We start from the raw sequence: 13,245 nt of genomic DNA, 5'->3' as shown, positions 1-13,245 counted from the left end.
CGCTTTGCCATGTTGGCGTCACATAGGATAAATAGCACCGCACAATGCGGCCCGGGGTCGAGGGTCGGTCCGCACCATGCTGGCCATCGCGTAACGAAATCTTACGGAGCCAGCGGCAACTACGGCAAGAGGCGATTTCGGATTTGATCATGCGGCAAAGGCATTTCCTCAACCTATTGCTTGCGGGCGCGCTGGCGCTGCCGGCGCTTTCCGGCGCTGCGCGCGCCAATCCGGTTGTGCTGTTCGACCTGAACAGCGGCAAGGTTCTGGAGCATCAGGACGCCTTCAAGCGCTGGTATCCGGCCTCGCTGAGCAAGCTGATGACGGCCTATGTCGCGTTCCGGGCGATCGCCGCCGGCGAGGTGGCTCTCGATTCGCCGATCAAGGTGACGAAACATTCCGCCGGCGAGCCGCCGAGCAAGATGGGCTTCAAGCCCGGCTCGGTGATGCGGCTCGACAATGCGCTGAAGATGATGCTGGTCAAATCGGCCAACGACATCGCCATGGCGGTCGGCGAGAACATCGGCGGATCGCAGGCGGCCTTCGCCGACCGCATGAATGCCGAGGCTGCCAGGCTCGGCATGGTCGGAACGCATTTCGTCAATCCGAATGGGCTCTATTCGCCGGACCAGTACACGACCGCGCGCGACCTTGCCGTCCTGGTGACGGCGCTTCGCAACGATTTTCCGCAATACGCGCCGTGGTTCTCCATCGAGGGACTTGCCGTCGGCAAGAAGGCGCTCCCAAACTATAACCTGCTGATTGGCCGGTATCCCGGCGCCGACGGCATGAAGACGGGCTTCGTCTGCTCGTCGGGCTTCAACATGATCGGCTCGGCGACGCGTAATGGCCGCACGCTGGTTGCGGTGGTGCTTGGCGAAAAATCCGCCATCAGCCGAGCCGAAGCCGCGGCGAAGCTGCTCGACCAGGGTTTTGACACGACGGCCGCCGGCTCGACGACGCTCACGACGCTCAAGCCTTACGGCGATACGCTGTCGCCCAACGATTTGCATGACGAGATCTGCAAGAAGAAGACGAAGGAAGAGCAATCCGAGGCTGCACCCGTCGTCAACGCCAAGGACAAGCCGAAATCGCCTTACCAGGTGAAGCTCGACCACCCGACGCTGATCGCTGTCGGCCTCGGCGGCGCGACCGGACCGGCGCCCAAGGCCTTCGTCGACCAGGCCGATCAGAACTATGCCGATGCGCCGCTGCCGACCTGGCGGCCCGACAAGCCGCTGCCGGCCGGCGCCGTACCCGCCGCCACCGCTTCCGCCGCGGCGCAGGGGGATCAATCGGCCAAGGCGGCGAACTAGCAATGACCGGGCAGATGCGCGGCGACTTTCCCATTCCCGTCTCGGTGGTCACCGGCTTTCTCGGCGCCGGCAAGACGACGCTGCTCAACCGGCTGCTCAAGGATCCGGCGCTTGCCGACACGGCCGTCATCATCAACGAGTTCGGCGAGGTGGCGATCGACCATCTGCTCGTCGAGCAGGCTTCCGACGGCATCATCCAGCTTTCCGACGGCTGCCTCTGCTGCACCGTGCGGGGCGACCTCGTCGACACGCTGGCCGACCTCGTCGACCGGCTGCAGACCGGCCGCATTGCCCGGCTGGCGCGTGTCGTCGTCGAGACCACAGGGCTTGCCGACCCCGCGCCGGTGCTGCAGTCGATCATGGCGCATCCGGCGCTGGTGCAGGCTTTCCGGCTCGACGGCGTCATCACGCTGGTCGATGCCGTCAACGGCGAGGCCGCGCTCGATGGCCATGTCGAGGCGGTGAAGCAGGCGGCGGTCGCCGACCGCATCGTGCTGACCAAAACCGATCTCGCCGAGGCAAGCGATGTCGAGGCCCTGCGGGCGCGGCTCAGGCAGATCAATCCAAGCGCCGTGCTGCTCGACGTCAATGATCCCGCCACCGGGGCGACGTCCCTGTTCGATTGCGGCCTCTACAATCCCGAAACCAAAAGCGCCGACGTGCGGCGCTGGCTCGGCGAAGAGGCAGCGCATGATCACGATCATCATCACCACGACGATGACCATGATCACCATCATAACGACCACCGCCACGACAGCCGCGTGTGCTCCCACGCGCTCGTCCACGACGGGCCGGTGCCGTTCTCGGCCATCGAGATGTTCCTCGACCTGTTGCGCTCGACGCATGGTGAGAAGCTGCTGCGCATGAAGGGCGTCATCGAACTGATGGAAGACCCGTCACGGCCGCTGGTCATCCACGGCGTGCAGAAGATCCTGCATCCGCCGGCAAGGCTGCCGGCGTGGCCGGACGGGCAGCGCGGCACGCGGCTGGTGCTGATCACGCTCGATATGCCGCAAGATTATATCCAGCGGCTGTTTTCGGCTTTCACCAACAAGCCGTCGATCGACACGCCCGACCGGGCGGCGCTAGAGGCCAATCCGCTGGCGATCGCTGGACTGTAAGTCGAAAGGCCTGGTTCAGGCCGTCGTGCCCCGCTCGACCAGGAAACGATGGCCGCCGGCGACCGCGGCAGTCTCGATCAATTGGTGGCCGGCATCGGCGCAGAAGGCCGGAATGTCGATCACGGCCAGCGGGTCGGTGGTTTCCAGCCACAGGCGGCTGCCCGGCCGCATCGCGGCCAGCCGTTTGCGCGCCTTGAGCACCGGCAACGGGCAGTTCAGCCCCTTCAAATCGTAAATAGCGGTTGATCTGGCCAAGATCGAAAAATCTCAGCCGCCGAACATGCCGAGCAGCTTCTTCTTCAGCTTCGAGACCGTGCCCTCATCGGCGCTTGCCGCCTGGGTCTCGACCGCAGGCTGGGCCGGCGCTGCCTCGACGCCTGCGGTGACCACCGGCTGCTGAGCTGCCTGCTTGGCGGCTTCCTTCTCGGCCAGAGCCTGCGCCTTGGCCTGTTCCTTGGCGGCCTTGGCCGCCTCGATCGCGGCCAGCCGCTGCTCCTCGGCCTTGCGCTTGGCTTCCTTCTCCGCGTCGAGCGCCGCCATCTTGCGGCCGAGCGGAGAATCGATGCGGCCCATGCGCGTCGTCTCGGTCACCGAGCCGTCGGAATTCATCGACGGCGGATCGATCGGCACGCGCTCGCCGCGGGCGCGGCGCTTCGACCAGTCGGAGACGATGCTGGCTTCCTTGATCCCGGCAATGGTCGGCTTGGGCGCCGGGGTGCTCGAGTTCACCGCCGAATTGAAGGCCGCATCGTAACGCTTCTCGTAGTCGGCATAGGCCGTCTTCAGCGAGTCCGGCTGGGTGGATGCCGGGCAGGGTCCGGTCGGGTCGAAGGTCGTGCCTTCGGGCGCCACCTGGTTGAAGACGTAGCGCTTCTCGCAGACGTCGACCTTTGGCGGCACCTTGGTGATCTCGAAATTGTCGTAGCCGACCTTCAGCATCTTCCAGAACCCGTAGTTCGGGTCGTTGCGGTAGCGCGCCATGTTGGCGGCGGTCATGCGGAACGGGAAGGCCTGGATCTGGAACTCGGTCTGGCCGCCCTGGAAGGCGTCACGGCCGAAGGCGTAGATCTGCTCGATCTGCGCGTCGGTCATCGAATAGCAGCCCGACGAGGAACAGGCGCCGTGCACCATCAGATTGGCGCCGGTGCGGCCGTTGGCGCGATCATAGGCGTTGGGAAAGCCGATGTTGAAGGACAGGTGGTAGTTCGAGCGCGGATTCATCTGCGAAGGCCGCACGGTATAGAAGCCTTCCGGCGCCTGGCGGTCGCCCTCTGTGTATTTGGGGCCGAGCTTGCCCGACCATTTGCAGATGTCGTAGCTGGCGACGAGGTCGTAGCGGCCGTTGGTCTTGGCCTTCCAGATCTCCAGCTTGCCTTCTTCCTTGAAGATGCGCGCCATCACCGAGGAGGTGCGCACCATGCCCTTCGCCTTCATGTCGGCAAGGATCTTGTCCGGCAGCGGCTTGTTGGCCTCCGGCGCGAAATCCTTCATCGACGAATCATTGCAGCCGGCGACGCCTATCGCGGCGATCAGGACTCCGGTGCGGGCAAGCTTGGAAAACATCGATACGGCTATGTCTTTTCTCTCGGGCCAACGGCTTCGGCATGGCCGGGCCCACAGGCTGAACACCAATGGACCGTAAGCCCGTTAACCTTGAAAATTTCTTACCGCAAGCTTCGACAAACCCCTCACGGCGAATTTCATTGAGCCGAATCCGGCGGCATTTTTGTGGCGAAATTGTTCTTTACCGCCACAGTTTACCACGAGCGGCCCGGTTAAAGCGCGTCGCGTTGAAACGGATTCAGGCGACGCGCTTTGAGTTCTTGTCTTGATGGATGTCGTTCTCCCAAAACCGCTGCGCACTTTTGGGCGACATGCACTAAAGGCTGCGGCCCATCGCCAGATACTTCTCGCGGCGCTGCTCGCGGAAGTCGGCGTTGGCGCCAGCAAAGTCCTTCATCGTCTTGGCGATCAGGTCGCCGGTGGCGGCAATCACCGTTTCCGGCGCACGCTGCGCGCCGCCCATCGGCTCGGGAACGATGGCGTCGATGATCTTCATCTCGAGAAGATCCTGGGCGGTGATCTTCATGTTGGTCGCCGCGTCCTTGGAGCGGGTGGTGTCGCGCCAGAGAATCGAGGCCGCGCCCTCGGGCGAAATCACCGAATAGATGGCGTGCTCCAGCATGTAGACGCGGTTGGCGGTGGCGATGGCGATGGCGCCGCCCGAGCCGCCTTCGCCGATGACGACCGAGATCGACGGCACCTTCAGCGCCAGGCAGGCCGAAGTCGAGCGCGCGATGGCTTCGGCCTGGCCGCGCTCCTCGGCGCCGACGCCGGGATAGGCGCCGGCGGTGTCCACCAGCGTCAGGAGCGGGATGTTGAAGCGGTCGGCAAGCTCCATCAATCGCACCGCCTTACGGTAGCCTTCAGGCCGCACCGAGCCGAAATTGTGCTTGATGCGGCTTGCCGTGTCGGAGCCCTTCTCCTGGCCGATCACCGCCACCGGCTCGCCGCGGAAGCGCGCGAAACCGCCGACGATCGCCTGGTCGTCGCCGAAATTGCGGTCGCCGGCCAAAGGCGTGAAATCGCTGAACAGGCCCTTGATATAGTCGAGGCAGTGCGGCCGGTCCGGATGGCGGGCCACCTGCACCTTCTGCCACGGGGTGAGCGCCTTATAGAGGTCGCGCAGCGCGTCGCGCGAACGCTTCTCCAGCCTGCTGATCTCGTCGGCGACGTCGACCGCCTCGCCGTTCTCCGCGAGCTTCTTCAGCTCAAGGATCTTGAGCTCCAGATCCTGCACCGGCTTTTCGAAATCGAGGTAGTTGTACATGCTTGGGCGGACCGATCCGTCGGAAGGCAATGGCAGGCGGAACCATGGAAATGCTGGCCCCGGGCGGTGGAACGTCGCCCTCACATAGCGATATGAGGCCTAGTCGGCAAGCGGGTGATGGTCGTTGACCAGCCGCACCAGCCGCTCCTCCAGCACATGGGTGTAGATCTGTGTGGTGGAGATATCGGCATGGCCAAGCAGCTGCTGCACGGCTCTGAGATCGGCGCCGTTCTGCAGGAGGTGGCTGGCGAAGGCGTGGCGCAGGACATGCGGCGAGATCTTGGCCGAGGCGATGCCGGCCCGCGCCGCCAAGCCTTTGAGATCGCGCGCGAAAACCTGGCGGGAGAGATGGCCGCTGTCGGATGAGGCGGGAAACAGGTACGGGCTGTCGGCAAAAGCCGGCCTGGTTGCCCGCTCCGAAAGCCATGCCCGCATCGCGGCGCGCGCCTTGGCCGACAGCGGCACCATGCGCTCCTTGTCGCCCTTGCCGCGCACCATGAAGAAGCGGTCGTCGCGCTGCGCCACCGTCACCGGCAGGCCGACCAACTCGGAAACGCGCAGGCCGGTGGCATAGACCACCTCGACCAGCGCATGCAGACGCAGCGCCGCCAGCCGGTCGCCGTCCGGCGCGGCACCGCCCGCCTCCTCGGCCGCGCGGTCGAGCAGGCGGCCGGTCTCGGCTTCGGTCATGGTCTTCGGCAGCGGCCGGCCCTTCCTCGGGCTGTCCAGCGTGCCGGTCGGGTCGTCGCCGCGCAGGCCTTCGGCGTAAAGGAATTTGAAGAACTGGCGGATCGCCGACAATTTGCGCGCCTGCGAGGTCGGGGCGAAGCCACGCGCGGCGATGTCGTCGAGATAGGCGCGGATATCGGCGGCGCCCGCTCTCGCCAGTCCGCCGCCGATGGCTTCGGAGGCGTCTTCCAGGTCACGGCGGTAGGAGGACAGCGTATTCTCGGCCGCACCCCGCTCGGCACTCATCATCTCAAGAAAGGCTTCGATGCGAGCCGCGCTGTTCATCTGGCCGCGGTCAGTTCTTCTTCGGATTGAGCTTTTCGGCGGGAATGCGCACGCTCATTTCCGCCTTCTTCGGCTCCACGAACATCGCCAGCGCGAACATGGCGCCATAGGCGACTCCTGCAAGAACCGCCAGCGTCACGACAAAGCGAAACAATGTCGGCATTCAGTCTTCGCCCGTCTTCTTGTTCTGCGATTCCAAACCCTGTGCCCTTATGGGACGCCAATCCGGCCAATTCAAGGACGAAGGATTTCGTCGACGAAGGTTCTCGACGGAAAGCGGCATGATCGGGCCCGCCTGCGGCGCCCTGCTTGACGCAAACAGGCTTTTGATGTCGATACGGCGCAAAGAGGGTTCCGCATGAACGCGCTACCAGCAAATCCGCCGGACGAAGGCCGTGTCGCGCTGCTCGAGCGCCTCGGCAGCCGCTCCATCGTCTTTGTCGGCCTGATGGGCGCCGGCAAGACGGCGATCGGCCGCAAGGTGGCGACGATGCTTTCGCTGCCCTTCATCGACAGCGACCAGGAGATCGAGAGCGTATCGCGCATGACCGTGCCGGAGCTGTTCGAGCGCTATGGCGAACCTGAGTTCCGGGCGCTGGAGCAGCGGGTGATCCTGCGTCTGCTCGAGAACGGCCCGCAGGTGCTGTCGACCGGCGGCGGCGCCTTCATGAACGCGCAGACGCGCGAGGCGATCGCCGGCCACGGCGTCTCGGTCTGGCTGAAGGCCGATCTCGATCTTTTGATGGAGCGGGTCTCGAAGAAGCAGAACCGGCCGCTGTTGAAGAATCCCGATCCGCGCGGCGTGCTGGAGAAGCTGATGGGCGAGCGCTACCCGGTCTATGCCATGGCGGACATCACGGTTCCGACCCGCGACGACCGTAAGGAAGTCATCGCCGGCGAGGTGGTGTGCGCGCTTTGCACCTATCTCGGGATCGCGGCAATCGCCACCAGCGACGACGAGGTAGAGCCGTGAGCCATGCCGAACCGGTGAAGGTCGAGGTCGGGCTCGGCGACCGTGCCTATGACATACTGATCGGGCCCGGCTTGCTCTCAGGCGCCGGAACCGAAATCGCGGGCCGCCTTCCCGGCACGCGCGCGGCCATCGTCACCGACGAGAATGTCGCCGCGGCGCATCTCGAAACGCTGAAGGCCGGCCTGGAAAAAGGCGGCATCCAGGCGGCCGTCATCACGTTGCCCGCCGGCGAAAAGACCAAGAGCTTCGCTCACCTCGAGGAGGTCGTCGACGGCGTGCTTGCCGCCAAGCTCGAACGGCGCGATGTCGTGGTGGCGCTTGGCGGCGGCGTGATCGGCGATCTTGCCGGCTTCGCCGCCGGCATCGTGCGGCGCGGGATGAATTTCGTGCAGGTGCCGACCTCGCTGCTGGCGCAGGTCGATTCTTCTGTCGGCGGCAAGACTGGCATCAACAGCGCGCGCGGCAAGAACCTGGTCGGGGTGTTCAACCAGCCCAGGCTTGTGCTGGCCGATACCGGCGTGCTCGACACGCTGCCGGTCCGCGAGTTCCGCGCCGGCTATGCCGAGCTTGCCAAATACGGGCTGATCGACCGTCCCGCCTTCTTCGCCTGGCTGGAGGAGAACTGGCAAAAGGTGTTCGCCGGCGGCCGGGAGCGGACCGAAGCCATCGCCGAGGCCTGCCGCGCCAAGGCCGATGTCGTCGCCCGCGACGAGTTCGAGACCGGCGACCGCGCGCTGCTCAACCTCGGCCACACGTTCGGCCATGCGCTCGAAGCCGCTACGGATTACGACGGCGCCCGCCTCGTCCATGGCGAGGGCGTCGCCATCGGCATGGCGCTGGCGCATCGCTTCTCGGCGCGCCTCAATCTGGCGAGTCCGGACGATGCCGAGCGCGTGGAGGCGCATCTTCGCGCCGTCGGCCTGCCCTGGCGGATGGCCGACATACCCGGCGACCTGCCGGATGCCGAGGCGCTGCTTGGCTTCATTACCCAGGACAAGAAGGTGTCGCGCGGCGCACTCACCTTCATCCTGACGCGCGGCGTCGGCCAGGCCTTCATCGCCAAGGATGTGCCGCCCTCGGAAGTGCTGTCCTTCCTCAAGGCGAGCCATCCCGAATGGCTCAAGATGAGCCATCCCGGATGATCGACGCCGGCTGGATCGTCGCAGCCGTCCTTGCCGCCATCGTCGTGCTGGCGCTTCTGTTGCGCACGCGGCTCTTCGCGGCGCTCGGCTACAGTCTGCAGCCGATCGAGCCGGCGGAGCCCGAGGACGATGAGCCGGACGACAACGGCGACGACACCCGCCGCAACGGGCAGGCGCGCGAGGACCGCAGCCGGCTGGGCGCGCTTTTCGATCTCGAGGAGCTCGAGGTTTCGGACGTGATGGTCCATCGCACCAACATGCGCTCGGTCAACGCCGACGATCCGCCGGAAATGGTGGTGCGCGAGATCCTGCAAAGCCCGCACACACGCATGCCGCTCTGGAAAGGTTCGCTCGACAACATCGTCGGCGTGCTGCACGCCAAGGATCTGCTGCGGGCGCTCAACGAGGTCGGCAACGATTTTTCCAAGATCGACGTGACAAAAATCGCGTCGAAGCCGTGGTTCGTGCCCGACACCACCACCTTGCAGGATCAGCTCAACGCCTTCCTGCGCCGCAAGGCGCATTTCGCCATCGTCGTCGACGAATATGGCGAGATGGAAGGGCTGGTGACGCTGGAAGACATCATCGAGGAGATCGTCGGCGAGATCGCCGACGAGCACGATGTAGACATGCAGGGCGTCAAGCAGGAGGCCGACGGCTCGGTCGTCGTCGACGGCACGGTGCCGATCCGCGACCTCAACCGGGCGCTCGACTGGGATCTGCCGGACGAGGAGGCGACGACGATCGCCGGCCTTGTCATCCACGAGACGCAGACGATCCCCGAGGAGAAGCAGGCCTTCACCTTCCACGGCAAGCGCTTCGTCGTGATGAAGCGCGACAAGAACCGCATTGCGCGGTTGAGGATACGGCCCGCCGACGAAGGCTAAGGGTTCTATCGATATTCAGCTGATGCCGGCTTGCAATGGCGATCTTCGCCTTGTGTTACGGCATTTTCCGGAAAGTCTGCCGAAGGACGACGAGCTCCTTGACGACCGGCTAGGATCATCGGGCCTCCACGGCGTCCCTCGAATTGAGCCGACAACGGATTTGGTGTGCCGCAAGCGCTGGCTCCGCCGCGGAACCATGAGGCCTCGCATGAGTTGGGGAGGCAATCCGTGAGAAGCGTGTTCAAGACGCCGCCGCAAGCCCGGGAAACATGGCGTCAAGTGCCTCGATGTTCCCAAGGAGGCGAAAAATGCTCGATCTTTCTCGTGAACGCAATCGAATGGTCGACGTCCACATCAGCCGCCGTGGCATCCACGACCGGGAGATCCTGCACGCGATGCGCGAGGTTCCGCGTGAAGCGTTCGTCGAGCCTGGCTTCGAAGAATTCGCCTATGAAGACGGGCCATTGCCGATCGCCGACGGCCAGACGATATCGCAGCCCTATATTGTCGCCTTCATGATCGAGATGGCCGGGCTCGAGCCGGGGGACCATGTCCTTGAGGTCGGTACGGGCTCCGGCTATGCGGCTGCCGTGATGAGCCGCATCGTCGACCGTGTCTACACGATCGAGCGTCACCCCGGCCTGGCCGAAACGGCGAGGCAACGGTTCAAAAAGCTGGGTTACGGCAATATCGAGGTGCGGACCGGCGACGGCACCAAGGGCTGGCCCGAAGCAGCTCCTTTCGATGCCATCCTGGTCGCGGCGGGCGCGCCAGGCGCGCCGCTTGCGCTGCAGGAACAGCTCGACGTCGGCGGCAGGCTGGTCATTCCAATCGGCGACGAGCCGAATGAGCAGCGGCTTCTGAAGGTCGTGCGAACCGGGGCAGCGACCTACAGCGAAGAGGATTTCGGCGGCGTACGATTTGTTCCCCTGATCGGCGAGCAGGGCTGGCCTGAACGCAGCAACTTCGCCCGTGCTCGCGCCCGGAGCCTCCCGGAGATGATCGCCGCAGCGGCCGAGCCGCTCCCGGAATTCGATGATCCGGCATTCGGCGCGTTGTTCGACCGGTTTGCCGATCGGCGCGTTGTGCTGCTGGGCGAGGCCAGCCACGGTACGTCCGAGTTCTACCGGGCCCGCGCCGCGATTACCCGCAGACTCATTGAAAAGCACGGCTTCACTGTTGTGGCGGTAGAGGCCGACTGGCCCGATGCCGCGGCGATCGACCGTTATGTCCGCCACCGCGCCGCTTCAGACAGCCCAGATACGCCATTCCAGAGATTTCCCACGTGGATGTGGCGTAACACAGATGTTGCGGCCTTTGTCGCGTGGCAGCGAGAATACAACGGCCGCGTCAGGCTATCGTCCCGTCAGGCGGGCTTCTATGGCCTCGACATCTACAACATGAGCGGATCCATCGCAGCGGTCCTGAAATACCTCGATCGCGTCGATCCGCAAGCGGCAGGCATCGCCCGTGAACGCTATGGCTGCCTGACGCCGTGGCAGAGTGAACCTTCCACTTATGGTCGCGCCGCGCTGACCGAAGGCTATCAGAAATGCGAAGAGGCCGTGCTGCAACAGTGCCGCGACCTGCTGGCAAGGCAGCTCGAACACGCCGAGCGGGATGGCGCCGATCTGTTCGACGCTACGCAAAACGCCCGGCTCATCGCTTCGGCCGAGCGTTACTATCGCATCATGTACTATGGTGGCCCGCAATCGTGGAACCTGCGTGATACGCATATGTTCGAGACGCTGGAGCATCTGCTGGCGGCGCGTGGCCCGGATGCCAGGGCGGTGGTGTGGGCACACAATTCGCACATCGGCGATGCCCGCTACACCGAAATGGGCATCGTACGGGACGAGGTGAACATCGGACAGCTCTGCCGGCAACAATTCGGCAGCGAGGTGGCCCTGATCGGCTTCGGCACTCATTCCGGGACTGTTGCCGCAGCCTCGGACTGGGACGGCGAAATGGAAGTGAAAGCAGTGCGGCCTTCGCACAGCGACAGCTACGAACGGCTCTGCCACGATTGCGGTGTCTCGCGCTTCCTGCTCGACCTAAGGCGCGATGAACCCTTGCGGAGCCGGCTTCTGGAGCGCTTCATTGGCGTGATCTATCGGCCGGAAACGGAATTGCGCAGCCATTATGCGGATGTGTCGCTTGCACAGCAGTTCGATGCCTTCGTCTGGTTCGACGAAACAGAAGCGGTGACGCCGCTTGGACCGGAGCATGCAGCGGCGGGCGTTCCGGATACCTATCCGTTCGGCCTTTAGAGGGTTGCGGCGTCGCCTGCGTGCCCGATCACACCCGGCTTGGTCGCTTCTCGCATGTCTCGACCCCGGCGCGGCCTGACCTGATTCTCGACGTTCCTCGGGCAGGCTGGGCGTTCGATCTCAAAGTTCCTTTGTCGAGCGCTCGCCGAGCATCGCGCCGGTTTCAGCATCCGTTGCCGCCAGGCTGACGTCGTAGCCCCATAGCCGTCGGATATGGCGCAGGGTGGCGTCGCGGCTTTCGTCCTCGAGCAGGATGCCGTCCTTGACTTTGTGCTGCAGCCGCAGATGCCGGTCTCCCAAAAGGTCGACGTCGACCACCTGGATGTCGGGCCGGCTCGCCCCCACGTCGTAGCTTTGGGCGAGCGCGGACCGTATCTTGCTGTAGCCGCGCTCGTTGTGGATCGAGGCGACTTCGTAGTGCGGCTCGTCCGCGCCGTCGGCCAGCACAAAGAGCCGCCATTTCCGGATCAAAGCGGGGCTCAGATACTGGCGGATGAAGGATTCGTCACGGTGGTTGGCCCAGGCATCGAGCAAGGTGTCGCGCCAGTCGCCGCGGCCAGCGATGTCGGGAAACCAGTCGCGGTCCTCCGCGGTCGGCTCGGTCGAGATGCGCTGGATGTCCTGCATCATGCCGAGACCCAGTGCATAGGGATTGATGCCGGAATAACGCGGATCGTCGAAGGCCGGCTGGAAAACCACGTTCGAATGGTTGCGCAAGATCTCGAGCATGGCGCCTTCGCTGATGCGGCCACGATCGAAAAGCATGTTCATGAGCGTATAGTGCACGAAGGTGGCGCAGCCTTCGTTCATCACCTGGGTTTGCCGCTGCGGGTAAAAATATTGCGCAATCACGCGCACGATCCTGACGATCTCGCGCTGCCAGGGCTCGAGCACCAGACTGTTCTTCTCGAGGAAGTAGAGCAGGTTCTCCTCGGGCAGCTTGAGCGATTTCTTCCGCTCGGCAAGGCTTTCGTCTTCTGCCTCCGGCTTGTTCCTGCCCTGTGTTGGCGGCAGCGTGCGCCACAAATCATTGTAGGAGCGCTCCTCATATTCGAGGCGCTCGCGAAGCCCTTCGCGCTGCTGCTCCGACGACAGCTTCGGTGGTCGACGGTATCGGAACACGCCCTGTTCCATCAGAGCATGGGCGGAATCGAGGATCGCCTCCACGGCGGCCAGGCCATGCCGTTCCTCGCATCTGGCGATGTAGCTCTTCGCAAAATCGAGATAGCTCAGGATGCCTCCGGCGTCTGTCCATTGCCGGAAAAGATGATTGTTCTTGAAGAAATGGTTGTGACCCAGTGCTGCATGGGCCGTCACCAGGGCCTGCAAGGCCATGGTGTTCTCTTCCATGAGGTAGACGATGCAGGGATTGGAATTGATGACCAGTTCATAGGCCAACCCGCGAGCGCCCTTGCGGTAGAGAAGTTCGTCATAGAGGAAACGCTTGCCGAACGACCAATGCCGATACATCAGCGGCATACCGACCGAGGAATAGGCGTCGAGCATCTGCTCGGAGGAAATGACCTCCATCTGCACCGGATAGATGTCGAGGTGAAGCTCTTCGACGCCTATCGCCTCGATCTCGTTATAGACGCGCGACAGTTTCGCAAAATCCCAGTCCGACCCGGAAAACAGCAGTTCGGATTTGCGCGCCTGACTGACCATCGGCCTATGTCCCATCCACTCCCCGTG

The 13,245-nt window shown here is 64.1% G+C and carries 12 protein-coding genes; 6 read left to right on the top strand and 6 right to left on the bottom strand.

What is annotated here, in order from left to right; translation table 11 throughout:
• Positions 1-149: 149 nt before the first annotated feature.
• Both RFN30_RS10170 and RFN30_RS10165 read left to right on the top strand, forming a co-directional pair.
• Positions 150-1,316: a D-alanyl-D-alanine carboxypeptidase family protein gene (locus RFN30_RS10170; protein ID WP_320261944.1), complete on the top strand. Its 1,167-nt coding sequence runs from the start codon at positions 150-152 to the stop codon at positions 1,314-1,316.
• A gap of 2 nt (positions 1,317-1,318) precedes the next feature.
• A complete protein-coding gene (locus RFN30_RS10165) occupies positions 1,319-2,437 on the top strand; it encodes a CobW family GTP-binding protein (protein WP_430698854.1) in 1,119 nt (372 codons plus the stop codon).
• A gap of 15 nt (positions 2,438-2,452) precedes the next feature.
• Here RFN30_RS10165 and RFN30_RS10160 read toward each other — a convergent pair whose 3' ends face one another.
• The 5 genes from RFN30_RS10160 to RFN30_RS10140 all read right to left on the bottom strand — a co-directional run bounded on the left by RFN30_RS10160 (position 2,453) and on the right by RFN30_RS10140 (position 6,444).
• Positions 2,453-2,692 carry a sulfurtransferase TusA family protein gene (locus RFN30_RS10160; protein ID WP_320261943.1) on the bottom strand — a complete coding sequence of 80 codons (240 nt, stop codon included), beginning with the start codon at positions 2,690-2,692 and terminating at the stop codon, positions 2,453-2,455.
• 12 nt (positions 2,693-2,704) lie between these two features.
• On the bottom strand, positions 2,705-4,000 hold the full coding sequence (locus RFN30_RS10155; protein ID WP_320261942.1) for a L,D-transpeptidase family protein: 1,296 nt from the start codon (positions 3,998-4,000) through the stop codon (positions 2,705-2,707).
• 316 nt (positions 4,001-4,316) lie between these two features.
• Complete coding sequence (locus tag RFN30_RS10150; protein ID WP_320261941.1) at positions 4,317-5,267, bottom strand: acetyl-CoA carboxylase carboxyltransferase subunit alpha; 951 nt, start codon at positions 5,265-5,267, stop codon at positions 4,317-4,319.
• Between the two features lie 99 nt (positions 5,268-5,366).
• Positions 5,367-6,281 (bottom strand): site-specific tyrosine recombinase XerD, encoded by a 915-nt coding sequence (locus RFN30_RS10145; protein WP_320261940.1) that lies wholly within the window; start codon positions 6,279-6,281, stop codon positions 5,367-5,369.
• 10 nt (positions 6,282-6,291) lie between these two features.
• Complete coding sequence (locus RFN30_RS10140) at positions 6,292-6,444, bottom strand: histidine kinase (RefSeq protein WP_066990358.1); 153 nt, start codon at positions 6,442-6,444, stop codon at positions 6,292-6,294.
• Positions 6,445-6,639: 195 nt separating this feature from the next.
• Between RFN30_RS10140 and RFN30_RS10135 the strand changes: the two genes are divergently transcribed.
• The 4 genes from RFN30_RS10135 to RFN30_RS10120 all read left to right on the top strand — a co-directional run bounded on the left by RFN30_RS10135 (position 6,640) and on the right by RFN30_RS10120 (position 11,553).
• Positions 6,640-7,254 (top strand): shikimate kinase, encoded by a 615-nt coding sequence (locus tag RFN30_RS10135; RefSeq protein ID WP_320261939.1) that lies wholly within the window; start codon positions 6,640-6,642, stop codon positions 7,252-7,254.
• On the top strand, positions 7,251-8,396 hold the full coding sequence (gene aroB / locus RFN30_RS10130; protein WP_320261938.1) for a 3-dehydroquinate synthase: 1,146 nt from the start codon (positions 7,251-7,253) through the stop codon (positions 8,394-8,396). Before RFN30_RS10135 ends, aroB begins: the two co-directional genes overlap by 4 nt.
• Complete coding sequence (locus RFN30_RS10125; protein ID WP_320261936.1) at positions 8,393-9,283, top strand: HlyC/CorC family transporter; 891 nt, start codon at positions 8,393-8,395, stop codon at positions 9,281-9,283. Before aroB ends, RFN30_RS10125 begins: the two co-directional genes overlap by 4 nt.
• 308 nt (positions 9,284-9,591) lie before the next feature.
• A complete protein-coding gene (locus RFN30_RS10120) occupies positions 9,592-11,553 on the top strand; it encodes a protein-L-isoaspartate(D-aspartate) O-methyltransferase (protein WP_320261935.1) in 1,962 nt (653 codons plus the stop codon).
• A gap of 120 nt (positions 11,554-11,673) precedes the next feature.
• Here the strand turns inward: RFN30_RS10120 and RFN30_RS10115 are convergent, their stop codons facing one another.
• Positions 11,674-13,218: a SpoVR family protein gene (locus tag RFN30_RS10115; protein WP_320261934.1), complete on the bottom strand. Its 1,545-nt coding sequence runs from the start codon at positions 13,216-13,218 to the stop codon at positions 11,674-11,676.
• Positions 13,219-13,245 lie beyond the last annotated feature (27 nt).

The organism is Mesorhizobium dulcispinae (assembly GCF_033977345.1).
Lineage (GTDB): Bacteria > Pseudomonadota > Alphaproteobacteria > Rhizobiales > Rhizobiaceae > Mesorhizobium > Mesorhizobium dulcispinae.
This window is presented reverse-complemented; position numbering and strand designations above follow the sequence as displayed.